The 26,756-nt window shown below is 73.5% G+C and carries 19 protein-coding genes; 7 read left to right on the plus strand and 12 right to left on the minus strand.

The features are described from left to right. Positions 1-62 precede the first annotated feature (62 nt). From AC07GB_RS09175 to AC07GB_RS09190, 4 genes are all read right to left on the minus strand, one after another. Positions 63-1,268, minus strand: a complete 1,206-nt coding sequence (locus AC07GB_RS09175) for a radical SAM protein (RefSeq protein WP_478843112.1) — start codon at positions 1,266-1,268, stop codon at positions 63-65. 241 nt (positions 1,269-1,509) lie between these two features. Beyond that, positions 1,510-3,111: an ABC transporter substrate-binding protein gene (locus AC07GB_RS09180; protein WP_478843114.1), complete on the minus strand. Its 1,602-nt coding sequence runs from the start codon at positions 3,109-3,111 to the stop codon at positions 1,510-1,512. Positions 3,112-3,117: 6 nt separating this feature from the next. After that, positions 3,118-5,274 carry an ATP-binding protein gene (locus AC07GB_RS09185; RefSeq protein ID WP_478843116.1) on the minus strand — a complete coding sequence of 719 codons (2,157 nt, stop codon included), beginning with the start codon at positions 5,272-5,274 and terminating at the stop codon, positions 3,118-3,120. 291 nt (positions 5,275-5,565) lie between these two features. After that, complete coding sequence (locus AC07GB_RS09190) at positions 5,566-8,790, minus strand: NACHT domain-containing protein (protein WP_478843118.1); 3,225 nt, start codon at positions 8,788-8,790, stop codon at positions 5,566-5,568. 92 nt (positions 8,791-8,882) lie between these two features. Between AC07GB_RS09190 and AC07GB_RS09195 the strand changes: the two genes are divergently transcribed. Next, positions 8,883-9,752 carry a metallophosphoesterase family protein gene (locus AC07GB_RS09195; protein ID WP_478843120.1) on the plus strand — a complete coding sequence of 290 codons (870 nt, stop codon included), beginning with the start codon at positions 8,883-8,885 and terminating at the stop codon, positions 9,750-9,752. A gap of 101 nt (positions 9,753-9,853) precedes the next feature. Beyond that, on the plus strand, positions 9,854-11,497 hold the full coding sequence (qcrB, locus tag AC07GB_RS09200) for a cytochrome bc1 complex cytochrome b subunit (RefSeq protein ID WP_478843122.1): 1,644 nt from the start codon (positions 9,854-9,856) through the stop codon (positions 11,495-11,497). Between the two features lie 13 nt (positions 11,498-11,510). Here qcrB and AC07GB_RS09205 read toward each other — a convergent pair whose 3' ends face one another. Next, the gene (locus tag AC07GB_RS09205) at positions 11,511-13,745 is read right to left on the minus strand and encodes a terpene synthase family protein (RefSeq protein WP_478843124.1); all 2,235 of its coding nucleotides are present in this window, start codon (positions 13,743-13,745) and stop codon (positions 11,511-11,513) included. Positions 13,746-13,922: 177 nt separating this feature from the next. Between AC07GB_RS09205 and AC07GB_RS09210 the strand changes: the two genes are divergently transcribed. Both AC07GB_RS09210 and AC07GB_RS09215 read left to right on the plus strand, forming a co-directional pair. Next, on the plus strand, positions 13,923-14,420 hold the full coding sequence (locus AC07GB_RS09210) for a thioesterase family protein (protein WP_478843126.1): 498 nt from the start codon (positions 13,923-13,925) through the stop codon (positions 14,418-14,420). A gap of 66 nt (positions 14,421-14,486) precedes the next feature. Beyond that, positions 14,487-15,827, plus strand: coding sequence for a 6-phospho-beta-glucosidase (locus AC07GB_RS09215; protein WP_478843128.1), 1,341 nt, complete (start codon positions 14,487-14,489; stop codon positions 15,825-15,827). On the opposite strand, the gene AC07GB_RS09220 is transcribed toward AC07GB_RS09215, so the two are convergent. From AC07GB_RS09220 to AC07GB_RS09230, 3 genes are read right to left on the minus strand one after another with little or no spacing between them, the layout of a single operon-like run. Next, positions 15,828-16,334, minus strand: coding sequence for an FBP domain-containing protein (locus AC07GB_RS09220; RefSeq protein ID WP_478843129.1), 507 nt, complete (start codon positions 16,332-16,334; stop codon positions 15,828-15,830). Between the two features lie 13 nt (positions 16,335-16,347). Further along, positions 16,348-17,109 (minus strand): GNAT family N-acetyltransferase, encoded by a 762-nt coding sequence (locus tag AC07GB_RS09225; protein WP_478843131.1) that lies wholly within the window; start codon positions 17,107-17,109, stop codon positions 16,348-16,350. Beyond that, positions 17,106-18,026, minus strand: coding sequence for a quinone oxidoreductase family protein (locus tag AC07GB_RS09230; protein WP_478843310.1), 921 nt, complete (start codon positions 18,024-18,026; stop codon positions 17,106-17,108). Before AC07GB_RS09230 ends, AC07GB_RS09225 begins: the two co-directional genes overlap by 4 nt. 233 nt (positions 18,027-18,259) lie before the next feature. On the opposite strand from AC07GB_RS09230, the gene AC07GB_RS09235 reads away from it, so the two are divergent. Next, complete coding sequence (locus AC07GB_RS09235; protein ID WP_478843133.1) at positions 18,260-20,317, plus strand: phosphocholine-specific phospholipase C; 2,058 nt, start codon at positions 18,260-18,262, stop codon at positions 20,315-20,317. Positions 20,318-20,465: 148 nt separating this feature from the next. Continuing rightward, a complete protein-coding gene (locus AC07GB_RS09240; protein WP_478843135.1) occupies positions 20,466-21,332 on the plus strand; it encodes an LURP-one-related family protein in 867 nt (288 codons plus the stop codon). 125 nt (positions 21,333-21,457) lie between these two features. Here the strand turns inward: AC07GB_RS09240 and AC07GB_RS09245 are convergent, their stop codons facing one another. Together AC07GB_RS09245 and AC07GB_RS09250 are read right to left on the minus strand one after the other, a co-directional pair. Continuing rightward, a complete protein-coding gene (locus AC07GB_RS09245; protein ID WP_478843137.1) occupies positions 21,458-22,378 on the minus strand; it encodes a DMT family transporter in 921 nt (306 codons plus the stop codon). Next, positions 22,375-23,271, minus strand: a complete 897-nt coding sequence (locus AC07GB_RS09250) for a phosphatase PAP2 family protein (protein ID WP_478843139.1) — start codon at positions 23,269-23,271, stop codon at positions 22,375-22,377. The genes AC07GB_RS09245 and AC07GB_RS09250 overlap by 4 nt, the downstream gene beginning before the upstream one ends. Positions 23,272-23,452: 181 nt before the next feature. Between AC07GB_RS09250 and AC07GB_RS09255 the strand changes: the two genes are divergently transcribed. Next, positions 23,453-24,082: a TetR/AcrR family transcriptional regulator gene (locus AC07GB_RS09255; RefSeq protein ID WP_478843141.1), complete on the plus strand. Its 630-nt coding sequence runs from the start codon at positions 23,453-23,455 to the stop codon at positions 24,080-24,082. Between the two features lie 208 nt (positions 24,083-24,290). Here the strand turns inward: AC07GB_RS09255 and AC07GB_RS09260 are convergent, their stop codons facing one another. Both AC07GB_RS09260 and AC07GB_RS09265 read right to left on the minus strand, forming a co-directional pair. Next, positions 24,291-25,358, minus strand: coding sequence for a DUF2510 domain-containing protein (locus AC07GB_RS09260; RefSeq protein ID WP_478843143.1), 1,068 nt, complete (start codon positions 25,356-25,358; stop codon positions 24,291-24,293). 192 nt (positions 25,359-25,550) lie between these two features. Continuing rightward, complete coding sequence (locus tag AC07GB_RS09265) at positions 25,551-26,741, minus strand: anhydro-N-acetylmuramic acid kinase (RefSeq protein ID WP_478843145.1); 1,191 nt, start codon at positions 26,739-26,741, stop codon at positions 25,551-25,553. Positions 26,742-26,756 lie beyond the last annotated feature (15 nt).

Raw genomic sequence — 26,756 nt, forward strand, 5'->3', positions numbered from 1 at the left:
AGGGGCCGGCCCGACCCGCCCGGCCGAGGGCGGGCGGGTCGGGTGGGGTGGCGGAGGGCGGCTCAGACGAAGTCGGCGTGCAGGGTCTCGGGCACCTCGACCGCGTACGCGTCAAGGGCCTCGTCCAGCTTGATCTGGCCGCGCTTGAGCAGTTCGAGCAGCTCGTTCTGCGGCCGGTAGAAGCAGGACTTGCACAGGTCGGTGCGGCGCGGGTTGGAGGCCTCCCACTCCGCGCGCGGACCGCCTTCGAGGACCGTCGGGTAGCCGAGGTCGACGACGTCGCCGATGCGGTAGCGGCTGTTGAGGTGCACCTGCGGGCAGGGGTACAGATGGCCGTCGGCGCCGACGGCGGTCACGAAGCGGCTGTAGTGGCAGCGCTCGAAGTCGCCCTCGACCTCCTCGACCTGGTCCATCGGGCCCCGGTCGAGCTTGGGCACCGACACCTCGAAGGAGTCCGTGGACAGGGCGGCGGCCGCGACGAGGGAGTCCGAGATCTCCGCCATGACGGTCTCGATGGTCTCGTGCCCCATCGCGCTGTAGAACTCGGGCTCGAAGCGGACGTAGTGCGCGCCGGACTCGTGGGCGATGCGGGCCGCGGACAGGATCTCGCGGTAGTTCTGCATCGTGATCACGTAGTTGAAGCCGATGCGGAAGTCCGGCGCGACGGCGTTCTGGCGCAGATGGCCGATGTTGTCGATGAACTTCGAGAACGTCTGCTCGCGGTCGCGCGTGATGTCGTTGAACGTGGCCTCCGTGCCCGCGTTCATGCCGACCCGCACCCAGGTGTGGGTGTTGATGACGGTGTCGGCGACCTTCGGGCGGCCGAGCCGGGAGCCGTTGGTGATCAGGCCGATGTGCAGGCCCACCTCGTGCCCGGCGTTGCAGATGTCCGCGTAGCCCGGGTGGATGGTGCACTCGCCGCTGCCGCAGAAGGTCACGGCACGGCCGTCGTTCTCGGCGAACTCCTTGAGCAGGTTGATCGCCTTGTCGGTGGTGATGGAGTCCTTGAACGAGAACAGGTCGTAGAACTGCTCCTCGTTCGGCGAGTGGAAGTTGCAGAAATTGCAACGCATATTGCAGGCGCCCATGATGCCGATCCGCATGTGGACCGGTTTGATCTCCTCGTCCGCCACGAATCGACGCAGCAGATCGCGGTGGGCCAGGACCTTTTGTGGGGAGTGTGCTTGATCGAGGCTGACCTCGGGGAGGCCTTCGCCGTTCCGGGGCGCGGCCATTTTGATATCGCGGGCACCTTCAGTGCTGTTCACGAACCCCTCCACGCGCTTTTGGCGGTGTTTAGCGTTGTCCGAGCGACCTTGGTGACGGTAGGAGAGCGCTTCCAGAAGTGTCAATGGGTCTAGACAACCAGGAAGTTGAGTAAACATCTACCGCGCCATCGATTCCGGCCAAATGTGCCAAGCACTTGTTCGTGTCATGTGCCAATGACGGAAGGGCTGGTGAGGCGATGTCACTTAGGCGGGCCTAAGCGCGGTGGATGAGCGGTCAACTTCAGGGGCAGGGGGAGGCGAACGTGTCCTCGAAAGTCCGGTACGCCTTCCCCGGGCCGCCGCGCCCTTGCGCCGGGTACTCGATCACCGGTATGGGCTTGCAGATCGGCCACTGGCGCGTCTCCGGCGACTGCTCGAAGGCGTACGTGCCCGCCGCTCCCTGAAGGCAGTTGACACACAGCAGGCGTCCGTCCCGCTCGACGATGCCCGCGTTGATGAGGGTGTTGTATACGTCGTCCTTCGTGGGCGTACGGGTCGGCGCGGGCGTTCCGTCGCCGCCGCCGGCCTTGTCGTTTGCTTCGGAGTACGACCTGTCGTACGCGTTGGACAGCAGGGTGAACGCGTCGTGGTACATGATCGCGTAGCCGTCGTCGAGGGGCTTCTCGCCGATGTCGTAGCGCTCGTCGAGGTCGTTGAAGACCCGCAGGAAGCCGGCGAGGCCCGCGGGGGCGCCCTCGGCGGGCAGCCCGCGCGGTGTCCACCAGGCGGGCGTGACCGAGGACGCCGCGACGATCCGTGTCCTCGTTTCCCGCAGCATCCCGGTGAGTTCATCCGTGGTGAGCGTCGGCTCCAGACCGATGCCCACTTTCAGGATGCGCACGGGGCTGCGGCGGTCGCAAGAGGGCTCCTGTGACAGGCGTTTCACCAGAGCGGGCAGGTCCTGGTCGCGGCCCGCGAAGAACACCGTGTCGGATTCGGTCAGGCAGATCTTCTGCGCGGCGGACTGGAATCGCTGCGGGATGCCGGCTGCGGGCCCGGTCGAGCCGAGGTAGGAGGCCGAGCGCCGGCGCAGCCCGTACTCCTTGCCGAATTTCTTCTGCAACAGCCGGTGGAGATTGCGGGAGTACACGTCGTCCGGACGGCTGTCGTATACAAGGAACCCTTTCCCGGCGCCCCGGTTCTTCTTCAGATAGTGACCGAGCGCGTCCACGAACATGCTGTTGTTCGGTGAGGTCTTGAAGAAGTACGAGGCGTTCATGTCGGCGGAGGTGATGACCGGGCCCACGGTCGCGATGCGCCGCTCGCTCAGCGCCTTCATCGCGTCCCGGGTCTCGGGCGTGCTGCTCGGCAGGCCCATCACGCCGACGAGCGGCGCGCGCCGCTCGTCCACCAGGCCGGCCAGATCGTCCACGACGGGCCGCCACTGGTCCAGGTCCTTGCCGTCGGGGGCCATCAGGAGCTGGTAGTGCGGCCCGCTGCCGCTGTTGGCCCGCAGCTGGGCGGCGTGCGCGCCCGCGAGGGCGCGGCGGATCATCGCCGCCGTCATGGCGCTCGCGTCGTCCGACGTGAACGGCATCATCAGCGCGATCCTTCCGTACGGCATGGGGGCCTGCCCCTGCTCCGGGTCCTCCCAGGCGCGCTCGACGCGGGCGTTCTCGTCGGCGACGGCCCGGATGAGCCCGTCGAGGTCCTCGTCGCCGTCGAACGCGCCCGCCGTGACGCCCACGCACTCCCCGCCGTGCTCGGCCAGGCCGCCCGGGCAGGCCTCGGGGCGCAGGAGCAGGTAGACGACCACTCCGCCGGCGATCAGGGCCAGCGGCACCAGGATCGCGACGATCTTGTCGAGGGGGCCGAACCCGTTGCGGCGGCGGCTCAGGCGCATGCTTCCTCACAGTTCCGGCAGCGGCAGGGGGCGCTTGTCGCGGGCGGCGGCCGGCCAGGTCCGCGCGGCCTGGCCGAGCACGGCGCGCCACGTCTGATGGCGCAGCGAGAGGAACGCCAGCTCGACCCCGATGTCGTCGCACAGGTCGGCTTCCGGCTCCGCCGTCGCGTCGGACAGGTACCACAGGCCGTGCAGCAGCCTGTTGACGCAGCGGTCGATCTCGTCTATGTCGCGGTAGCGGTCGTCGTGCGCGCCCGCGGCCGTCGCGGCCCGCTCGTCGTCCCAGTCGGCCGCGGGCGGCGCCGGTGCCGTCGCCGCGTACCGCAGACAGGTCAGCCAGCGCAGCGCGCTGGGCCGGTCCTGCTCGGACTGGAACTCCTCGGAGAGCGCGGCCACCACCGTCTTCGCGTCCCCCGCGGCGAGCGTGTGCCGCAGCGCGTCGGCTTCGCTGTCCTCGCCGCGCGTGGTGTGGTGGCGGCGCAGGAAGCCGTGCATCTCCTGCCAGCCGCGGCGCGAGTCGGTGCCCTGCGAGGTGCGCCGGGCCTCGTGCACGAGCAGCGTGTGCAGCAGCGGATCGGCGGCGAGCGGCCGGTCCTGCGGCGTGTCCCGCTGCCAGTGCTCGGCCTCCAGGTAGTCCGCGGCGGCGTTCGCGGGCAGTTGCTCGGGGCCCTCCAGGCGCAGATGCGCGGCCAGGGCCTGCGCGGCCGTGCTGTCGCGGGCAAGGGAGAGCGGTACGAGCCGGGCGCGCTGGTGCGGTGACGGGAGCAGGCGCTCCAGGATCGCCTCGCTGACCGGGCGGCCGTCGCCGGTGGTCAGGTCGAGCAGCGCGCGCGGGGCGAGCGGGGGCGTGGCGGGCCCCGCGCGCGAGGCGTGCTCCAGGACGGCGTCGCACAGCACCCGGGCGGCCAGCGGGTGCCCGCCGGTCAAGGTGTGCAGGGCGGACGCCAGGTACGGGTGCGGGGGGACGGCCGCGGCGTCCAGCATCAGCAGGACGTCGTCGCGGCTGAGCGGCGTGAGCGGCACCACGACCAGGCCCGCGGACGGCGCGTGCCCCGTGCGCCGCCAGCCCGTGGTGGTCACCAGGTCGGGCAGTTCGCGGTGGAGGGCCTCGCCGGTGTCCGGGGGCGCGTCGCCGAGGCGGGTGGCGACGACCACGAGCGGATCGTGGCGGTCGCGGCCGGGCCGGGCGCGGTACTCCAGGACGAGGTCGAGCAGGCGTGCCCCGGCGGGGGAGTGCGTGTTGTCGAGCAGGGCCAGCGGGCGCGGGTCGCGGTTCAGGCGCTGCCACCGGGTGCGGGCCGCGGCGACGTCCTCGAGGAAGGCGTGGACGAGGGTCTGCTCGGCGGCGCGCCGGTAGTCGCCGCCCCGGTGGAACCAGTCGGCGAGGCGGACGAGCCCGTCGAGGCCACCGGGCCCGTCGGCCTGCCCTCCGGTTCCTTCGGGGGCCGTGCCGGGGCTCTCACGCGTCTCGGCGTACCGGTCCTGGTACCACTGGCGCAGGGGGGCGGTGCCGCGGGCGCGGGTGTACCGCTCGAAGTACTCGGCGAGCGCGGCGTGCACAACGGCGCGGAGGCCCCCGCCCGCGCCCGCCGCGGGCCCCGTGCCTGCTCCGGGCCCCGCGCCCGCCCCGGATCCCGCGCCTGCTCCGGGCCCCGCGCCCGCCCCGGATCCCGCGCCCGCCCCGGGCAGCCGCGCCCCCACCCGCCTCTCCCACGCCTGCGCCACCGCAGGCTCCGGCCCCGACTCCAGCCGGCAGGCGAGCAGCAGCCGGGCGACGCGCGCGGTGGCGCGGGCCCGCTCCGCACGGCTCTGCGCGTACCCGCCGTAGACGGCGACGAGGCCCGGAAGCAGCAGCGGGAAGCGGCGGCTCACGTCGGGGGCGAGGGAGCACACCAGCTCCGCGAGCAGCTCCACGACGAGGTCCTGCGCCGCGGTGTCGACGCGGGCGAGCGGAAGGCGCCCCGCATAGTGCCGTTCGAGCGCCGCGAGGACGGCGGTGCGGCCCATGCCGTGCCGCCCGGTGAGCAGCACCACCGGCAGGTCCTTGTCGTACTCCCAGGGCACGCGGGCGCGTTCGGCGTAGGCGAGGCCGGTGAGCCGCGGGACGAGGTGGTGCAGGAGCGGGTCGCGTGCGTACAGCCGAGGCGTTTCGGATCTGTGCATCTCGCCGGAAACCGCTCCTGTCCGTCGCTGCCTGCCGATGCCGTCCGCCGCCTCCCGCCGGGGCCGGCCGAACCCTCCTTGCCGGTGTCAACCACCCGGTGTCAACTGCCGCGAAGGCCAAAGAAGTTACACCCCCCACACTTCCCTGGCCAGGGCTTTCGGAGCAGGGGATCGGGCATATTACGGTGGATTGCCCCGATCGCGCGGTATACGGGCGGTGACGGCGGGGCACACCCGGGTGACGGCCGCGCGGGGCTGCCCGGCCGGGGCGGCTCCGGAGCGCGCCTCCCCTCAGGAGCGCGGCCGCAGCGTCAGCTCCACTCCGGCGGGCGGTTCCCCGGTCACCTCGCCCGGGTAGTCGAGCCGCACCCGGCGCAGCGCGCGCAGCCCTGCCAGGTGCGCCAGGTCCACGGTGTCGAAGAGCGTCAGATGCAGCTCCTCAAGTCCCGGGAGGCGGCGGGCGATCCGCCGCAGTGACACCGCGGCGCCCGGGCGCGCCCGCACCTCCAGGCGCGTCAGCTGCGGGATGCGCGCGCCGGGCGGGAACAGCATGATGCTCAGCTGCTCGTGCGACAGGCGCAGCGAGCGCAGCGCGGGGAGCCGCGCGAGGAGCGCGTCCCAGTCGTCGGGCCGGAGCCGGTCACTCGCGTTGTGCAGGCGCAGCTCGCGCAGCTCGGTCAGGCCGGTGACGTCGGCCAGCTCCACCGCGTCCGGGGGCAGCGCGAGGAGCCGCAGCGCGCCGGGCCGCGGCAGGTCGCGCAGGCCCCGCCAGGGCACGGCCGCGCCGAGCAGCAGCTCCTCCAGGCACGGGCAGGCCGAGAGCCGGGCGAGCGGCTCCAGTTGGGGCAGGTCGGCCAGGGTGAGCCGGCGCAGGCGCGGAAGGCGGGTCAGCGGCGCGGTGTCGCTGACGGCCCGGCAGCCGTGCAGCGCGAGGGCCTCAAGGGCGGGGAAGGCGGCGAGGAAGTCGAGGCCCGTGAGCCGCAGATTGCCGCGCAGGCGCAGCTCACGCAGGGCGCCGGGGGCGAGCGCGCCCAGAATGTCCTGCTCGCTGAAGTCGCCCTGGAGCGCGACGTGTTCGTACCCCGACAGGGCGCTCAGCGCTTTCAGCTCGGCGGGCGAGCGCACGGTGACGACTTCGGCGGCCCCGGCGGCGAGCAGCGGGCGCACGATCTCCTCGGCGTAGGCTTCGGTGTCGAAGCGGTCCCAGTGGGCGAGCAGCTGGGCGCGGACCGCGGGCTGCGGGCTGGCCAGGAACTCGCGGAGCCGGGCGAGCGCCGCGTCGCCGCCGATACGGCAGATGGCGTGCACGGTCGTCACCTCGGCGTCGCCGCTCAGCGTGCCGGCGGCGGGCAGCAGGCCGAGCAGCAGCGTGCCCGTCTCGGCGAGCGCCCGCGCCTCCCGCATGCCGCGCGGCGGAAGCAGCTGCGCGGCCCGCTCCTCCACGGCGGCGCGGACGTCGGGGTCGAGCCGCGTGGCCTGGCCGAGCGAGGCGAGGGCGAGGAGGCGCAGACGGGTGCGCACCCCGTCGTCCTCCTCGCGGTCGGCCCGGCCGGTCAGGCGCGTCAGCAGCTCGGCGCGCTCGTCGGGCCTGGCCTGGGCGACGGCCATCTGCACGACGTCCTCCCAGGGGTCCAGGTGCGCGTGCGCGACGAGCGCCCCGATGTCGTGCTCCTCCAGGGCGGCCTTCGCGCCGAGGAAGTCCTGGAAGGTGCGGTGGATGAAATCCACCGCGCCGTCGGCCGGTTCGCGCAGCAGGCCCGAGCGGTCGAGGAGCAGCCGCAGCACGTCCTCCGCGCTCCCGGCCCGGGCCAGCTGCGGCACCGAGGGGCGCAGCTTGTCCAGCAGGTCGACGGCGGTCTCCCGCTCAAGCCGGGTGCGCTCGTTGCGGATCAGCCAGTACGCGAACCGCTTCAGCGGCTCCGTCGCGGACTTCTCGTCCAGCTTCGGCGGGAGCCTGCCGTACAGGTCGCGCTCGCGGTCGCGGCGCTCCAGGAGCATCGAGAGCGCCGCCTCGTACAGCGCCACCCGCCCCTGCGGCAGAAAGCCCCTGCGCTCGCGGTGCAGCGCGCAGATCAGCGCGCACAGCAGCGGGTTGGTGGCGAGGTGGCTCAGCTCGGGGCTGGCGCGCACCGACCGCAGCAGGGTCGCGCCCAGCTCCTCGTCGGCGCCCGCCGCCTCGTGCCAGCGCCGCACGAAGCGGCGTACGTCACCGGGCCGCATCGGCGTCAGCGTGAACTCGCGGAACCCCTCGCGGCCCAGCCAGTCCCGGGGCAGCGCCGACGGCCGGGTGGTGACGAGCCACAGGTTGCCGGGGAAGGCCGCGTGCAGCTTGGCGAGCCAGGCCCGCGCGCGGGGGCGCTCCGCCTCCGGGATCTCGTCCACGCCGTCGATCAGGAGCACGCCGCGCCCGGCCTGGAGGACCCGCACCGCCCAGCCCGCGGGCTCGCTGCCCGCGAGGGGGCAGCCGATCCAGCGGAGGAAGCCGTCGGGCAGGGGCAGTTCGGCGTCCTCGCGGGCAAGGGTGCGCAGCGGCAGCACGAACGGCACGCGGCCGAGGAGCTGGGGCAGGTGTCCGGGCACCGCGTCCTGCCGGGCGGTGGTGAGGGCCAGCCACTGCACCAGGGTCGTCTTGCCGGTGCCCGCGACGCCGCGCAGCAGGACCCGGTCGTGCCCGGCGAGCGCGGTCTCGACCGGGCCCGTGGCGCGCTCGGAATCGGGGTCGGCGCCGCCGGGGTCGCCGTCGGCGTAGCCGTTGCCGGACCCGGGCACCGGCTCGGCCGGGTCGCGCGCGGGCACCGCCTCCAGGCTCAGATAGGCCGTCTCCAGGGGCCAGGCCTGGCTCCGCGCGTCGGGCAGGTCCACGCCGTGGATGGTCAGGGTGCTGTGCTGGCCGACGACGTAGTGGGCGTAGGCCCGCTCGAAGCCGGTGTCCTCCACGGTGGTGGCGGGCAGCCGCTCCAGGAGCAGCCGCAGCTGTTCCTGCTGCTCGCTCAGGGCGCGGCGCAGCTCGACCTGGGTGCGGGCCGCGAAGCCCGGGCGCTTGCTGAACTGGTGGATCAGGTGCAGGCAGGCGGTGACCAGCAGCCGGTCGTGCAGGTGCGCGGCGTCCGCGCTGAGCAGGGCCCGGGTCTCCGGGGCGCTGGCCCGCACCAGGGCCTCGGCGAGCCGCCGCGGGCCCAGGCCGAAGGCCTGGACGTCGTCCATGTCGAGGTCACCGAGCGCGCGCAGGGTGTGGCCGAGGGCGTAGCCCACGGCGTTCTGCTCGTCGGGGGTGATCGGCGGGTCGTGCGGGCCCGCCGCGCGGACCGCGCGGCGCACCAGCTCCCGCGCGAGCTGGTAGAGGTCGGCCTCGCTGAGGGTGCGGCGCTCGCCGGTGAACGAGAGCAGCCGGCCGAGCCGCACCGGCTGCTCGCCGAACTCCGCGCCGGGGCCGCCCTTCGGCAGCAGGAGGCGCTTCACCAGCGGCACCATGACCGACGCCGCGATCCGTAGGCCCGCCGTCGTGCCCGCGTCCACGCCAGCCCCCTCTGCGGTCGCGCTTTCGGGTCCCCGGCCCACTATCCCGGCCGGGCTAGGGGAGATCCAGCCCCTTCGGTTAGCCTCACTTGGTGACGACATCTGCATCACCGCGGAGGGCACCGAGGCTGTTCGCCATCAGTGACCTGCACGTGGCCTATCCCGAGAACAGGAAGTTCGTCGACGAGCTGTGGCCGGAACACGAGGGCGACTGGCTGATAGTCGCCGGTGACGTCGCAGAGATGGCGGCCGACATCGAGTGGTCGCTGCGCACCCTCGCCGAGCGGTTCGACACCGTGATCTGGTCCCCGGGCAACCACGAGCTGTGGACGCCCCGCGACGACCCCAACCAGCTGCGCGGCGAGCCCCGCTACCGCCACCTGGTCGAGCTGTGCCGCCAGTTGGGCGTGCTCACGCCGGAGGACCCCTTCCCGGTGTGGCGCGGCGAGGGCGGCCCGGTGACCATCGCGCCGCTCTTCCTCCTCTACGACTACACGTTCCGCCCCGAGGGCACGTACGCGAAGCGTGACGCGCTGGAGTACGCGTACGAGACCGGGGTGGTCTGCACGGACGAGGTGCTGCTGCACCCGGACCCGTACCCCAGCCGCGAGGACTGGTGCCGGGCCCGGGTCGCGATCACCAAGGAGCGGCTCGACGCGGTCGACCCCGGCCTGCCGACGGTCCTGATCAACCACTGGCCGGTCGTGCGCGAGCCCACCCGGATCCTGCGCTACCCCGAGTTCGCCCTGTGGTGCGGCACGGAGGCCACCGCCGACTGGCCGGTGCGCTACCGCGCCGCGGCGGTGGTGTACGGACATCTGCACGTGCCCCGCACCACCTGGCACGACGGGATCCGGCACGAGGAGGTGTCGGTGGGCTACCCGCGCGAGTGGAAGCGCGACTGGCACCCGTCTCCGAAGCTGCGGCAGATCCTCCCGGCACCCGACCGCGCCGCGCGGTGACGGGCCGGTCCGGAGCCGTCCGCGCGGGGTAGCGCGCGTACGCACTGTTGGCCCCGCCCGGGCGCGCGCCTACGCTGGTAGCCGCCCGAGGGGGGAGCCGCATGAGCGAACGCACCCAGGACCACGGTCAGGACGGACGCCCGACCCCGCCCGCCAGGGGCGAGCGCGTCGCCGACTGGGCGGACGCCCGCCTCGGCATCCACACCCTCGGCAAGTCGCAGCTGCGCAAGGTCTTCCCGGACCACTGGTCGTTCATGTTCGGCGAGATCTGCCTCTACAGCTTCCTGATCCTCATCCTCACCGGCGTCTGGCTGACCCTGTTCTTCGAACCGAGCGGCATGGAGGTCGAGTACAACGGCACGTACGAACCGCTGAAGGGCGTCCTGGTGACGCGCGCCTACGAGTCGACCGTCGACATCAGCATGGAGGTGCGCGGCGGCCTGCTCATCCGGCAGATCCACCACTGGGCGGCGCTCGTGTTCGTCGCGGGCATGCTGGTGCACATGATGCGGGTGTTCTTCACCGGCGCCTTCCGCAAGCCGCGCGAGCTGAACTGGCTGTTCGGCTGGACCCTGTTGATGCTCGGCCTGATCACCGGCCTGACCGGCTACTCGCTCCCCGACGACCTGCTGTCCGGCACCGGCGTGCGCTTCGCGCAGGGCGCCATCCTGTCGATCCCCGTCGTGGGGACCTACCTCTCCTTCTTCCTCTTCGGCGGGGAGTTCCCCGGCCACGACATCATCCCGCGCCTGTTCGCGGTGCACGTGCTGCTGCTGCCGGGGATCATGCTGGGCCTGATCGTGGCCCATCTGATCCTGGTCTTCTACCACAAGCACACCCAGTTCGCGGGCCCCGGACGCACCGAGCGGAACGTCGTCGGGGCGCCCTTCTTCCCCGTCTACGTCGCCAAGGCGGGCGGCTTCTTCTTCCTCGTCTTCGGCGTCCTCGCGCTCATGGGGGCCATCGCCACCATCAACCCCGTGTGGGCGCTCGGCCCCTACCGGCCCGACCTGGTCGGCACCGGCGCCCAGCCCGACTGGTACCTGGGGTTCTCCGAGGGGCTGATCCGGGTGATGCCGAGCTGGGAGATCAACGCCTGGGGCCACACGCTTGAACTGGGCGTCTTCATCCCGTTCGCGCTGTTCCCGCTGATCATGATGGTGATCGCGGTGTACCCGTTCGTGGAGGCCTGGGTCACCAAGGACCGCCGCGAGCACCACATCGCGGACCGGCCGCGCAACGCGCCCGCGCGCACCTCGTTCGGCGTGGCCTGGCTGTCGCTGTACGGCGTGCTCATGGTCGGTGGGGGCAACGACATCTGGGCGACGCACTTCCACCTGTCCATCAACGCCATCACCTGGTTCGTGCGGATCGCCTTCTTCGTGGTGCCGCCGCTCGCCTACGTCGTCACGTACCGGATCTGTCTCGGCCTCCAGCGGCGCGACCGCGCCAAGGTGCTGCACGGCAGGGAGAGCGGCGTCATCAAGCGCCTCCCGCACGGCGAGTACGTGGAGGTCCACCAGCCGCTCAGCCAGGCCGAGCGGTACACGCTCACCGCGCACGAGCAGCCCGTGCCGTACGAGATCGGGCCGCTCGTCGACGCGAACGGCGTGGTCCGCAAGGTCCCCCGCGCCGAGCGCCTGCGGGCCCGGCTCTCCCGCGCCATGTACGGCCCCGGCACACAGGTGCCGAAGCCCACGGCCCAGGAGTACCGGGAGATCCACAGCGGGGACGGCCACCCCTGACGGCCGCGCCCGGTCAGGCCGTCAGGGGCCGGGGCGTGGCGGCCAGCTCCCGCAGCCAGGCGGGGCGCACCACCTCCATGCCGAGCCCCGTCGGCACCGGCAGGGGCCCGCGCGTGAGGTACTCCTCGCGGTAGCGGCCGCAGTCGACGTGCCAGCGGTGGATGCCCGCCAGCCAGTCCTCCAGGCGCCGCACATGGTCGTCGAGGGCGTCGCGCGCCCGCTCGTCCAGGCCGAGGTCGGCGCAGAGGACCGGCAGTTCGTGCGCCACCACGTGCTGGAACTGGCTCAGGCGCGAGCGCATCAGGTCGTCGACGATGTGCAGCGCGGTGGGGTAGTCGCAGTCGAAGAAGTGCTGCACGACGAGCACGGCGTTGTGCAGCTCGCCCTCGTACTCGATCTCCTTCTGGTACGAGAAGACGTCGTTCATCAGCGCCGCGTAGTCGGCGGCGGCGCTCTCCAGGGTGCGCAGCGGACCGCTGTCGAGGACCTCGCGCGGGATCGGCTCGCCGTGGGCCAGGCGGCTCAGGTTCATCGTGAACTCGGCGCCGAAGGTATGGCGGCGCATCTCGATGTAGTCGACCGGCTCGGGGACGCGGTGCTGCGCCTGGTTGGCCAGCTCCCACAGCCAGCTGTCCGTCATCTCCACCAGGGAGCGGCGCAGCGCGGCCCGGGCCTCCGCGCCCATCGGGGCGGTCGCGCGCGTCCACAGGTCCGCGAGGCCCCGCTCCAGCGCGTTGGCCGGGGGCGGGGGAGGGGAGCCGTCGAGCGGCATGAACAGCGTGAGGCGGTCCGTGCACACCTTCGCGCCGAGCAGGTCGCGGGACCTGCCGAACACCGCCGGGTAGTAGTCGTCCGCGTACGTCCCCCACGCCAGCCAGCAGGTGTCCAGGTCCAGCTGCTCGGCGGTCGCGTCCGGGTGGATGCCCGCCGCGCACAGCGCGAAGTCGAACCGGGCGAGCTTGTGCGCGTCCCAGACGTGCGAGGCGGGCACGCCCGGCTGCGGCTGGAGCATGCCCATCCGCAGACACCAGTCGACGACCTCGCGCCGGGAGCGCTCCAGGTGCGGGGAGAGCGACGTCGTGAACGGCAGGTCGAAGTCCGGGATCCGGGAGGGGCCCACGCGCGCGAACGGCACGTGCGTGAAGCGGCGCTGACGCTGCGCACCGGTCGCGGACAGCAGGTCCTTGACGCCCGTCGCCGCGGTGCCGATGCCCGAGGGGCCGGACAGCGGCGAGGCCGTGGCGGTGGCGCCCTCGTTCATGTAGCGGCTGGAGCGCAGATGCCACTCGTGGCCGCCGGACTGCCAGTCCTGGAGGCCCTTGGCGTACGCGAGGACGTCCGCGCACGCGCCCGGCAACAGCGCCTTCTCGGCGAACAGCGGTGCCAGCTCCGTGAACAGCGTGTCCTCGAACTGCTGCATGCGTGAGGTGAGCAGCTCGTTCACGGCGTCCGCCGCCTCCTGCGTCGTACAGCCGAGGAAGGTCTCCAGGACCAGCACGCCGTTGCTCAGCTCGCCCTCGTCCTGGACCTCGCGCTGGTACGAGAACAGGTCGTTGCGCAGGTGCACCGCGTCGGCGAACGTGTCCTTGAGCACGCGCAGCGGGCGCGCGTCCGCCACGGCGGCCGGCACCTCGGCCCCCGTCGCGTACTCGATCAGACCCGCCGACCAGGGCGCGCCGCCCACCTTGCGGCGCATCTCGATGTACTCGACGGGGTTGGCGACCCGGCGCGCGTTGATGTTGGACAGCTCCCACAGCGACTCGTCGAGGAGGTTGCGGGTGCTCTCCGCGAAGCGGGCCCGCCAGTCGAGCGACATATGGGGCACCGTGCGCCGCCACAGGTCGGCGAGGCCCGCCTCCACGGGGTTGGTGGGCTCCGGCATCGGCGTCGCCAGGTCCATCGGCATGAAGGCGGGCAGCCGGTCCAGGTAGGCCTTCCCGCCCTCGCGGTCCTGGGTGCGCTTGAACAGCTCCAGGAAGTGGTCGTCGAAGAAGAACACCCACACGTACCAGTCCGTGACCAGCGAGAGCGCGGGCCCGTCGCAGTCCGGGTGGGTGTAGGCGCACAGCAGCGGATAGTCGTGCGCGTCCAGGTCCGCCTGCTCCCAGACGCCCGAGCCCTCCAGCATCCCCATCCCGCGCGCCCACCGCAGGGAGTGCGAACGTGCCTCCTCCACATGGGGATTGAGGCGTGCCGGATGCACCATGTAGAAGTCCGGCAGTTCGAAGGGGCGTGTCGGCCGTGGCATACGGAGGTCTCCTCGGACAGGGGGCGTACGGCAGCCAGGCACTACCCCCGGCGCGCCGTTCGATGCGGCGCGGGGTCCGCGGTCACACCATCGCGTGATACGCCGATGCGAAAGTGTGGAGCGACCCAAACGCCCGTACGAGCCGCCGTGCGCCGGAGCGAACCGTGAGGAGACCGCATGACCAGGGAAGTGCGCCATCCGCTGCCGCTGTGCCGCCAGGTCGCGCGGCCCGAGTGGAGCGACGGCGACGGGCTCCTGAGCGAGGGCCACTACGCCGTCGTGTTCGCCTTCGCCACGGACAGCCTGATGGAGGCGACGGGGCTGCACGCCGACTACCGCGCCGCCACGGGCGCCACCCTGCGCACCGTCGAGGCCCAAATGCGGTTCCTGCGCGACGTCGCCGAGGGCGCCCACCTGGCGATCCGCAGCCGCGTCCTCGAATCCTCCGCGCGCGGGCTGCGCTTCGCCCACGAGATGTACGTCGTCGAAGGGCCCGCGGCCGAGCCGGCGCGGGACGCCGAGCCCGTCGCGACCAGCGAACAGCTCGCGCTGCACGTCGAGGGCCGCCGAGGCCGCGCGGTGCCGTTCCCCGAGCCGGTGCGGGAGCGGCACGCGGGCCTCGTCGAGCAGGCGCCGCCGTGGGCGGGCGGGGCGGTCGGCGCGCCGCCCCGCTGAAGTGGTAGGAGTTCAGCAGAGCGTCCTCCGTGGGGAGGGGCGAGGAGAGAGCAAGGTGGTGCTGACGTGAGGCTGACGATTCTCGGCGGCGGAGGGTTCCGCGTACCGCTCGTGTACCGGGCGCTGCTCGACGACCACGAGGAGGGCCGCGTCACCGACGTGGTCCTGCACGACGTGGACGCGGGGCGGCTCGACGCGATCGCGCGGGTGCTCGCCGAGCAGGCCGAGGGCGTGCCGGACGCCCCGGCGGTGCGGGTCACCACCGACCTCGACGAGGCGCTGCGCGGCACCGACTTCGTGTTCTCCGCGATCCGCGTCGGCGGCCTGGAGGGCCGCGCCGCCGACGAGCGCGTCGCGCTCGCCGAAGGCGTGCTCGGGCAGGAGACCGTGGGCGCGGGCGGCATCGCCTACGGCCTGCGGACCGTGCCCGTCGCCCTCGACATCGCCCGGCGCGTGGCGCGGCTCGCGCCCGACGCGTGGGTCATCAACTTCACCAACCCCGCCGGGCTCGTCACCGAGGCGATGTCCCGCCACCTCGGCGACCGGGTCATCGGCATCTGCGACTCGCCGGTGGGCCTCGCCCGCCGTGTCGCGGGCCTGCTCGGCGTGGCGCCCGGCCGGGCCTGGGCCGACTACGTGGGCCTGAACCACCTGGGCTGGCTGCGCGGCCTGTGGGTCGACGGCCGGGACGAGCTGCCGCGGCTGCTCGCCGACCGGGACCTCCTGGAGTCCTTCGAGGAGGGCAAGCTCTTCGGCGCCGACTGGCTCCGGTCGCTCGGCGCGATCCCCAACGAGTACCTGTACTACTACTACTTCAACCGTGAGGCCGTCGCCGCCTACCAGCGGGCCGAGCGGACGCGCGGGGCCTTCCTGCGCGACCAGCAGGCGCGGTTCTACGAGGCCGTCGGCGGGCCCGGCGCCCCCGCGTTCCTGACCTGGGACACCACCCGCGCCGAGCGCGAGGCGTCGTACATGGCCGCGAGCCGGGAGGCGGCCGGGGCCGGGGAGCGCGCCGCGGAGGACCTGGTGTCCGGCGGCTACGAGCACGTCGCCCTGGCCCTGATGCGGGCCGTCGCCCGCGACGAGCGCACGACGCTCATCCTCAACGTCCGCAACCGCACGACGCTTTCGGCGCTCGACGCGGACGCCGTGGTGGAGGTCCCCTGCCTCGTCGACGCGAGCGGGGCGCACCCGGTGTCCGTCGACCCGCTGCCGGGGCACGCGGTGGGGCTCGTCTGCGCGGTGAAGGCGGTGGAGCGCGAGGTGCTCACCGCCGTGGAGGACCGCTCCCGCGCGGCGGCGGTCAAGGCGTTCGCCCTGCACCCGCTGGTCGACTCGGTCACGGTGGCGAGCCGCCTGACCGCCGCCTACCAGCAGGCCCACCCCGCCCTGGCCTACCTGGAGTAGCTAGGCGGGCCCCGTCACCTGGTCCAGGAAGCCGTGGAGGTTGCGGAGCGTCCGCTCGTTCTGCTCCTGCGGGCTCAGGCTTTCCTCGAACCGCCGGGCCAGGGCCGACGTCTTCTTCCCCCGTACGTACAGCGAGCAGGCGAGGTCGGCGCAGATGTAGAGCCCCACCGAGTTCCCCTGGCGCCCCGCTTCGCCCGCGCGGGGCGCCACGAACAGCGTGATCCCCGACCCGGCCTGCGGGGTCACGCACACCGAGCAGATGCTGGACTTGAGCAGGCTCCGGCGCGCCCCGGTGGACGCCCGCAGCGCAACGCCGAGCAGGTCGCCGCCGTCGCGCCGCGCCACCACATAGCCGCGGTCCGGCGCCTTGGGGTCGCGCCAGCCGAGGAAGTCCAGGTCGTCCCAGGGGGTCTCGGCGAACCCCGGGGGCAGCGTCAGGCGCCGCGCCTCGCCCTTGGAGCAGTTCACGAAGGACGCGCGGATCTCTTTCTCGCCGACTGGTTCCATGATCCGGAAGTTATCAACCGGACCGGACGGCCGTCCTCCCATTTTCTGCCGCCCTGGTCGCCGCCGACCCCGCCGTCAGCGGTGGCCGGGCCGCCCGGAACGGCACGGAGCGCCGGAGTGCGAAGCCGAGGGACTCGTACAGGCGGATCGCCCCGGTGTTCCGCGCCGAAGTGTGCAGGAAGGGGGTGTCACCGCGCTCCCGGATCCCGTGCGCGACGGCGCGCACGAGCCGCGCGGCGAGCCCGCGCCCCCGGTACGCCGGGTCGGTGCACACCGCGCTGATCTCCGTGAACCCCGGCGGCCGCAGCCGCTCCCCGGCCATCGCGACGAGCACGCCCCCCTTCCGCAGCCCCAGATACGCGCCGAGTTCGACGGTGCGGGGCAGGAAGGGGCCGGGCCGGGTGCGCGCGACGAGGTCGAGCATCTCGGGCACGTCGGCAGGGCCGAGCCGCACCGCCTCGGCGTCGGGCGCGGCGGCCACGCCCTCGTCGACGAGCTGCACGCCCGCCACGTCGAACGTCAGCTCCCAGCCCGCGGGCACCCGCGCGGTGACCCCGGGCAGCGGCACCGACCCGTCGGCCCCCGCGAAGGCGGCCAGGTCCCTCCAGTCCGCCGCGTCCGGCTCGGCGGGCAGCCCGAGCCAGGGCGAGACGTCCACGGGGTAGCGCACCACCCGCCCGCGCCGCTCGGCGAATCGCGCGTGCGGGCCGGTCAGCGAGGCGAGCCCCGGGTTGTCCAGCGGGCCCGGGGGCCGGGCCGCCGCGCCGCCCGTCACCGCCCGACCTCGATCACGACCTTGCCGCGCGCGTGCCCCGACTCGACGGCCCGCAGGGCCTCGCCCGCCCGCTCCAGGGGGTAGGTGGCCGTGATGTGCGGGCGCAGCACGTCCGCCGCGGCGAGCGCGGCCACCGCGTCCAGGACCTCGGCGGTGCGGGCCCGGGCGACGGGGGAGCCGCCCAGCTCGCCGACGATTTGCTTGCCGCCCGCGGTGATCAGCTTCGTGCGGTCCGCCACAAGGTCGGCGACGGTCCGCAGGTGGTCGCCGCCCACCAGGTCGAAGACGCCGTCGACGCCGTCCGGCGCCAGGGCCCGGATCCGCTCCACCAGATCGGGCCCCGGCGCCACGTGGGTGACGCCGAGCGACTCGACGTACTCCTTCTTGGCGTCGCTCGCGGTGCCGATGACGCGCAGCCCCTCGTGGCGCGCGAGCCGCGCCGCGTAGCCGCCGACGCCGCCGCCGACGCCCGTGACCAGGAGCGTGGCCCCGGCGGGCAGGGCGAGCTGGCGGACGCCGTCGTACGCGGTCGCGGCGGCGACGGGCAGGGCCGCCGCCTCCGCGAACGAAAGCCCTTCCGGCTTGTGCGCGGCGACCTCCACCGGAAGCAGCGTGTACGCCGCGTACCCGCCGGTGAGCGTGGACCCGAACACCGCGTCGCCGACGGCGAAGCCGGTGACGCCCGGGCCGGTCTCCTCGACGACGCCCGCCGCCTCGCTGCCCAGGACCTCCGGCAGCGCGGCGGGCGCCTGGCCCGGCCTGCGGTAGCCGCCGCGCAGCTTGTGGTCGACGGGGTTGACGCCCGCGGCCCGTACGGCCACGAGGAGCTGGCCGGGCCCGGGGCGCGGCGGCTCCCGGTCGATGAGGGCCTCCACCTCGGGTCCGCCGTGCCGGGTGTACACATACGCCTGGGCCATGCGCTCCTCGCTCTCCTCGTCGGCCGGGCCGCGCGGCACCGGGGCGCCGCACCAATGATCACAAGGCCGGCCGTCGTACGGGCATTCCCCGGCCGCGGAGTGTTCACGGGGCCGCAACGTTGGCCCTCCCGTCACGCGGCGGTCACCGCGCCGCCCGCCTCTTCCGTCAGCCTGGCTCCGCTTGACACACTGCATCCGCCCACGCCCCCCACGTCACGTGAGGTCCCTTTCGCATGCCCGACATCAATCGGCGCCGCTTCCTGCAACTCGCCGGCGGCACCGCCGCGTTCTCCGCGCTCTCCGAGAGCATCGGCCGGGCCGCCTCGCTGCCCGCCCGGCGCCGCTCCGGCTCCATCGAGGACGTGGAGCACATCGTCGTCCTGATGCAGGAGAACCGTTCCTTCGACCACTACTTCGGCACCCTCAAGGGCGTGCGCGGCTTCGGCGACCCCCGCCCGGTGACGCTGCCCGGCGGCAAGCCGGTGTGGCACCAGAAGGGCGGCGGCAAGGAGGTCCTGCCGTTCCACCCGGACGCGGCCGACCTGGGCATGCAGTTCATCGCCGGGCTCGACCACGACTGGGCGGGCGGCCACCGGGCGTTCAACAACGGCGCGTACGACCAGTGGATCCCCGCCAAGTCCGAGCGGACCATGGCCTACCTCACGCGCGGGGACATCCCCTTCCACTACGCGCTCGCCGACGCCTTCACCATCTGCGACGCCTACCACTGCTCGTTCATGGGGGCCACCGACCCCAACCGCTACTACATGCTCACCGGGCACGTCGGCAACGACGGCACCGGCGGCGGCCCCGTCCTCGGCAACCAGGAGGCGGGCTACGGCTGGACCACGTACGCCGAGCGCCTGGAGAAGGCCGGGATCTCCTGGAAGGTGTACCAGGACATCGGTGACGGTCTGGACGCGGCGGGCAAATGGGGCTGGATCACGGACGCCTACCGCGGCAACTACGGCGACAACTCCCTGCTCTACTTCAACTCCTTCCGCGGCGCCGAGCCCGGCGACCCCCTCTACGACAAGGCCCGCACCGGCACGAACGTCAAGGCGGGCGACGGCTACTTCGACCTCCTGAAGGCCGACGTCAAGGCGGACCGGCTGCCGCAGGTCTCCTGGATCGCCGCCCCCGAGGCCTTCAGCGAGCACCCCAACTGGCCCGTGAACTACGGCGCCTGGTACATCGCGCAGGTCCTGGACGCGCTCACGGCCAACCCCGAGGTGTGGGCGAAGACCGCCCTGTTCATCACGTACGACGAGAACGACGGGTACTTCGACCACGTCGTACCGCCCTACGTCCCGTCCTCGGCGAACCAGGGCCTGTCCACCGTCGCCACCGCGCTCGACCACTTCCCGGGCAACGCCCAGTACGCCGCCGGGCACTACGGCCTCGGCCAGCGCGTGCCGATGGTGGTCGTCTCGCCGTGGAGCACCGGCGGGTTCGTCTGCTCGCAGGTGCTCGACCACACGTCGATCATCCGCTTCATGGAGCGCCGGTTCGGCGTGCGCGAGCCGAACATCTCGCCGTGGCGCCGGGCCGTCTGCGGCGACCTGACCGCCGCGTTCGACTTCGCGGGCAAGGACACCGCCCCGGCCGCGCTGCCGGACACCTCCGGATACCGGCCGCCGGACCACGCGCGCCACCCCGACTACTTTCCGAAGGCGCCCGCGAGCCCGGCCCTGCCGAAGCAGGAGCGCGGCACCCGGCGCACCCGCCCGCTGCCGTACGCGCCGCTGGTGGACGGCATCGCCACGCCCGCCGACGGCAAGTTCCGGCTCACCTTCGGCGGCGGCGACGCGGCGGGCGTCTGCTTCCACGTGCGCTCCGGCAACCGCGGCGACGGGCCCTGGACCTACACCACCGAGGCCGGCAAGACGCTCTCCGACGCCTGGAACTCGGCGTACTCGGGCGGCAGCCACGACCTGTCCGTGTTCGGGCCCAACGGCTTCCTGCGCACCTTCAAGGGCCCCGGCAAGAAGGCCGGGCCCGAGGTCACGGCCCGTCACGACCGCACCACCGGCAACATCGAGCTGACCTTCACCAACGCGGGGGCGGTCGCCTGCGTGCTCACGGTCACGAACGCCTACGGCGGCCGCAAGGACGCCTTCCGGGTCAACGCGGGGGCGACCGTCCGGCACACGGTCGACCTGCGGGCGAGCAAGCGCTGGTACGACCTGACGGTCCTGGCCGACACCGACGCCGGCTTCCTGCGACGCCTGGCGGGCCACGTGGAGACCGGCGAGGCGGGAGTGAGCGACCCGGGCCTGGCGACGGCCTGACCCGGGGCGCCCGGGCCACGGGGCGGGTGAGGGCGGTGCCGACGCGCGGGGCCGGCGGTGAGCCGCGCGCGGAGGTGCTGCTCACACCGTTCCACTGAGCGGAACACGGGGCTGGGGAGCCCCTGGGGTGGCGCGGTAGTGTGCCCGGGTGACAACGCAATCGAACACTCCTGCAGGCTGGTACCCGGATCCCCAGGGTGCCGCCCAGCTGCTCCGCTGGTGGGACGGCTCGCAGTGGACCGACCACACCACGGCGGACCAGCAGGGCACGCCGGGCCCGCAGGTCCCGCCGCAGCCGGGCCCCGCGGCGGGCGCCCCCGCACAGGCGCCGTTCGCCGCGCCGCAGGCCGACCCGGCGAAGGTCCAGCGCCAGGTCCAGCAGCAGGCGGGCATCACCCCGGCCGCCCAGGGCGGCGGCACCCTGTTCACCGAGCCGGTCCTGGTGGTGAACCAGAAGGCCAAGCTGATCGAGCTGACCAACGAGTACAAGGTCATGGACCAGGCGGGCAACCAGCTCGGCTCGGTCACCCAGGTCGACCAGAGCGCGCTCAAGAAGGTCGCCCGCTTCGTCTCCAGCCTCGACCAGTTCATGACGCACACGCTGGAGATCCGTGACGTCCACGGACAGCCGCAGCTGCGCCTGACCCGCCCCCGCAAGTTCATGAAGTCGCGGGTCGTCGTGGAGCGCCCGGACGGCCAGCCGGTCGGCGAGATCGTCCAGCAGAACGTCTTCGGGAAGATCAACTTCGCGATGATGGCCAACGGCCAGCAGGTCGGTGCCATCAAGGCGGAGAACTGGCGCGCCTGGAACTTCTCGATCGTCGACCACGCCGACAACGAGGTGGCCCGGATCACGAAGACCTGGGAAGGCCTCGCCAAGACGATGTTCACGACGGCGGACAACTACGTCCTCCAGATCCACTTCCAGCTCCCGGAGCCGCTCCTGAGCCTGGTGGTGGCGACGGCCCTGACGGTCGACACGGCCCTCAAGCAGGACTCGCGCGGTCTCGGCTGACGAGGACTCCTGCGTACGCGGAGCGGCCGCACTCCCTGGGGGGGGGTGCGGCCGCTTCTGTGCGTCTTTGCTGTGTGTACTTGCCGTGTGTACTTCTGCGCGTGCGTCTGTGCGGACCGGTGGTGCTATCCGTGCCGCGCGGACAGCGGCTGCGCGGACAGGGCGTCCGCGGGCTCGGGCTGGCCGGGGATCGACGGCAGCGAGCCGGGGACGGGCGCGGGGGTCCGCGGCGACCGGGTCAGGAGCACCACCCCGTACGCGGCGAGCGCCGCGCCCGCCGCCGCGAGGAACACCCCGCCCGCGCCGCCCCGCAGCCGCTCGCCGAGCAGCGCGACGCCGATCGCGGACGCGGCCACCGGGTTGGCGAGCGTGACCACGGCGAGCGGCGCGCCCAGACCACCGCGGTACGCCGTCTGCGACAGGAACAGGCCGCCGACGGCCAGCGCCGCGACGAGAAGCGCCACGACCACGACCCGCGCGCTGAGCAGCGGCCCGGACGTGTCGGTCGCCGCGACCGTCACGGTCTGCGTGAGCGCGGAGGCCACACCCGACGCGAAGCCGGACGCGGTCGCGTGCCGCAGCCCCGGACGGGTGCCGCGCCGGGACAGCATCCCGATCACGACGGCCGTCACCGCGGCGACCGTCAGGGCCTCCGGCAGGGAAAGCGTGTCGTCGGGCGCCGGGCCCGACGCGGTGAGCAGCAGCGCGCCGAGACCGATCAGGGTGAGCCCCGTGCCGCGCCACTCCAGGCGGGTGACGCGCCGCCCGGCGAGGCGCGCGCCCAGCGGCACGGCGGCGACCAGGGTGAGCGCGCCGAGCGGCTGCACCAGCGTGAGCGGCCCGTACTTCAGGGCCGCGACGTGCAGCAGCGCGGCGGAGGCGTTGAGCCCGACGGACGCCCACCACGCACCGCTGCCGAGCAGCCCGAGCACCCGCGGCCCGCTGTCCGTGAGGCGCGCCGCCAGACGCTCCTGGGCGACGGCCGCGGCGGCGTACGCCACGGCCGAGACCAGGGAGAGCGCGACGGCGAGCAGCGTGGCGCTCACCGCACGGCTCCGGAGCCGACCAGCTCGGCGGCCCGGGCGGCTTCGCCGGCCTCGGCCGTGCGGCCCTCCGCGGGCACGGAGCGGCGTACCACCCGCGAGCGCGCCGGGCGCGGCGGCCGGACGACGGCCAGCGTGACGCCGAGCAGCGCGGCGGCCACGAGCGCGTCGAGCCAGTAGTGGTTGGCGGTCCCGACGATCACCAGGAGCGTCACGAGCGGGTGCAGCAGCCACAGCGGGCGCCAGCGGGAGCGGGTCGCCGCGATCATGCCGATCGCCAGCATCAGCGCCCAGCCGAAGTGCAGCGACGGCATGGCCGCGAACTGGTTGGCCATGGTGTCGGCCGCGGGCTTCGCCGCGTACACGGAAGGCCCGTACACCTGCGCCGTGTCCACCAGGTGCGCCGCGGGCAGCAGCCGGGGCGGCGCGAGCGGGAAGCCGAGGTGCAGCGCGAGCGCGGCGGCGGTGAGCACGGCGAGGACGCGCCGCGCCCACACGTAGTGCCGGGGCCTGCGCAGATACAGCCACACCAGGAAGAGCAGCGTGGCGGGGAAGTGCACGGTCGCGTAGTACGTGTTCGCCACGTGCACGAGGCCGTCGCCGTGCAGCAGCGCGTCCTGGACGAGGCCTTCGCCCGGCAGCCGCAGCGTCCGCTCGGCGTCCCAGACGCGGCGGGCGTTGCGCAGCGCCTCGCCGGTGTGGCCGTTCGCGAGCTGCCTGCCGAACTTGTAGACGAGGAAGAGCCCCACGACGAGGAGGAGCTCGCGCAGGAGGGGCGGCCGGGCGGTGGCGCGCTCGGCCGCCTCGACCGGCGGTGCGGTGGCTGTCCTCGGCGGCCCCGGGGGTATCCCGGGCTCTCCTTCGGCAGCCGCGGTGCGGGATTCGCGGGCTTCCATGCCCCGGCCCCTTTACGTGACGACTGGGTGGTGCGGTGATGTGGTGCGGTGCGGCAAGCGGTGATGTGGGCACCCCTGAACGCACACATCGATACGCCAGTGTACCGATACGGGAGCGTACCGGTACACTGGCGTATCGATAAGGTGGCCCCGGCAGGCGGCCCCACCGAGGAGAAGAGCCATGACGTCGCGGGAACCGGTACGTGAGCACGGGTGCGGCAAGCCGTCCGCCTCGCGCCGCTCCAAGCTCACGCCCGAGCGTGAGCAGGAGTTCTACGACGCGGTCCTCGACCAGCTCCGCGAGTGCGGCTACGAGGCCGTGACCATGGAGGGCGTCGCCGCCGCCACCCGGTGCAGCAAGTCCACGCTCTACCGTCAGTGGAAGACCAAGCCCCAGTTCGTGGCCGCCGCGCTGCGTGCCAACCGCTGTGTGCGGTTCGCGGGCATCGACACCGGCTCGGTGGCCGGTGACCTGCGGGAGGCGGCCCGCTCGGCCGCCGCGTGGAGCGAGCGCGACACGATGCTGGTGCAGGCCCTCAGCCACGCCGTCCAGCAGGACGCGGACCTCCAGCGGGCGCTGCGCGAGGCGCTGGTGGAGCCGGAGGTGCAGGCGATCGACGCCGTCCTGAGGCGGGGCGTCGAGCGCGGTGAGCTGGCCGCGAACCATCCGGCGACGGAGTTCGTGGCCGCGCAGCTCTTCGGCGTGCTGCGGGTGCGGCCGATGCTGGAGGGCAAGAACGCGGACGCGGAGTATCTGACGCGGTTCGTGGACGCGGTGCTGCTGCCGGTGCTCGGCCTCACCGGCGACTGAACCGGTGCTCGGCCGCAGCGTCGGCTCGACCGGTGTTCGGCCGCAGCGTCGGCTCGACCGGTGCTCGGCCGCAGCGCCGACCGAAAACGTGGGCCCGGGGCCGGAGGATGACCGGACCGGGCCCGCCCGCGCCGCACCGTGGGGACGGGGGCGGCGCGCCGTCACCGCCGGGCGGGCTGAGCGTGCTCAGTCCGCCCGACGGTGGTTCCTAGCGCTCCCGGGCGCCCCGGGGCGCCGCGACCTGCTGCCCGTCGCCGCCTCCGCCCCCGCCGCGGGCCTTCTTGATCCCCTTGGTGATCTGGTCCATGGCCGACAGGGACGGGGCGTCGTCGTGGTCGTCGATGCCGAAGCGGACGAGGACCATCGTCATGTCGTCGGCGGGTGACTTGAACGCGAGCGACTGGACGTAGCCGTCGGGGCCGCTGCGCGCGTCGACCTTCCAGCGGACCAGATAACCCTTCTGTCCGGCCACGGTGACGGCCTTCGAGGCGAGCTGGTCGTGCGACTTCGGGGCGCCGCCGTAGATCTTGCCGCCGTAGGATTCCTCCGCGTTCTTCTTGATGTCGGCCTTGGCGGCCGCCTCCGGGGTCGACGCGGTGACCTTGAGGCGGACCGCGGGCGCGGAGAAGGCGCCGCCGCGCACGCACTGCTTGGCGGAGTCGCCGGGGCAGGGGTACTTGCCGGTCGTCACGCCCGCGCCCGCGCCGCCCGACTGGCCCTCCCAGCCGTCGGGGACGGGCATGCTGATGCCGCTCGCGGTGTCGGTGGCGTACCCCTCCTCGGTCCGGGGGCCGCCGGACGGGCCGGGCGAGCCCTCGGGGTCCTCGCTGCCGCCGTCGTCCTGCCCGTCCGGCGCTCCGGGCTTCGAAGGCGCCGACGCGGCCGGGGGCTTGGCGCTGTCCTTGCCGTCGTCGTCCTTGTCGTCGTCGCCGGCGGTCAGCGCGTAGACCCCGCCGCCGATGCCCGCGAGCACCGCGAGGGCGACGGCCACACCGATCACCGTCCGTATTCGGCGCCGGGGCGGGCCCGGCGGCTGCTGGGGGTAGCCGGGTGTGGCGTAGCCGGGGGTCGCGTAGCCGGGGACGGGCGAGCCCGGCGCGGGCGGTCCGGCGGCGGGGAAGCCCGGCGTGGGCGGGCCGGGGGTGGGGAAGCCGCTGCCGCCCTGCGCACGGACGTGATCCGTCCACGTGTTTCCGTCCCACCACCGCTCGGACGGCGGGGCGCCAGGGGTCTGCCCGGGGTCCGGATACCAGCCGGGAGGAGTCGCGTGCGTCATGGGCGTCAGCGTATGGGCACCGCCTGAAAGCCCGATGAGAGGGGTCCGCCGGATCCGGCCAACTCCTGCCGGGCGGCGAGGATTCGCCCCTGTCGCACGGATATGCCCGGGGTCACCGCCCGGCGTCGGCCTCCGCTCATCCCCTCCCCGCGAATCGCCTCCCCACGAATCGTCCCCTCACGAATCGCCTCCTCACGAGTGGCCGTTCACCACGAGCCGGGTCGGCGCGCTCACGGCGTCCGCGCTGGCGAGGCCCGGGAGGCGGAATCCCGCGCGACCGGGGGTGAGGGAGCCGAGCACGCTGGAGTGCCGGGCTCCGGTGCTCGTCGGTACGGTGCCGGGCAGCCCGTGGGCCGTCAGGAAGCCCAGGACGGCGAAGGCGTACGCCTCCTTGGCGGTCGACGGCAGGCCCAGCTCGTCGGAGCCGCGGACCGGCACGGCCCTGCCCAGCTCGGACCGCAGCATCGCCATGAGCGTGGGGTTGCGGACCCCGCCGCCGGAGGCGATCACCTCCGTGGCGCCGGTCGTGCGCACCGCGTCGGCGACCGTCACCGCCGTGAGCCGCGTCAGCGTCGCCACCACGTCCTCGGCGCCCAGCGGCCCGAAGTCCGCCAACGCCTCCCGCAGATACGCCGGATGGAACAGCTCCTTGCCCGTCGTCTTGGGCGCGGGCTGCGCGTAGTACGGCTCGGTGAGCAGGCGGGCGAGGAGGCCCTCGTGCACGGTGCCGCGCGCGGCCAGCTCCCCGTCCCGGTCGAACGGCAGGTGGGAGGCACGGCCCTCCGGCGTCAGCTCCCGCACCGCCGCGTCGATCAGCGCGTTGGCCGGGCCCGTGTCGAAGGCGGTGCCGTCGGGGGCGGTGATGTTGGCGATGCCGCCCAGGTTCAGCGCCACGGGTGTGCCCGGCCTGCCGCGCAGCCACATCTGGTCGACCAGGCTCACCAGGGGCGCGCCCTGGCCGCCCGCGGCCACGTCGCGCGGGCGGAAGTCCGCGACCACGGGCAGGCCCGTGGCCTCCGCGATCCACGCGGGCTGCCCGATCTGCAAGGTGCCGCGCACCTGGCCGTCCGCCACCCAGTGGTAGACCGTCTGGCCGTGCGAGGCGACCAACTCGGCACGGCCGTCGCACAGTTCCCGGTCCGCCTCCACCGCCGCCGCGGCGAAGGCCTGCCCGATGAGCGTGTCGAGACGGCAGACGTCGGCCAGGCTGGTGGCCGCCGGGGGCAGGGCGGTGGCCAGGGCCGAGCGGAGCGCGTCGTCGTAGCCGCGGCTGATGAGGCCCAAGGGGGTCATGACGAGGCGGTCGCCGTCGAGGGTGAGGTCGACGGCACCGGCGTCGATGGCGTCGTAGGAGGTGCCGGACATCAGGCCGATCACACGCACGAAGTCTCCTCTTTC

Source organism: Streptomyces sp. NPDC045778, assembly GCF_056431945.1.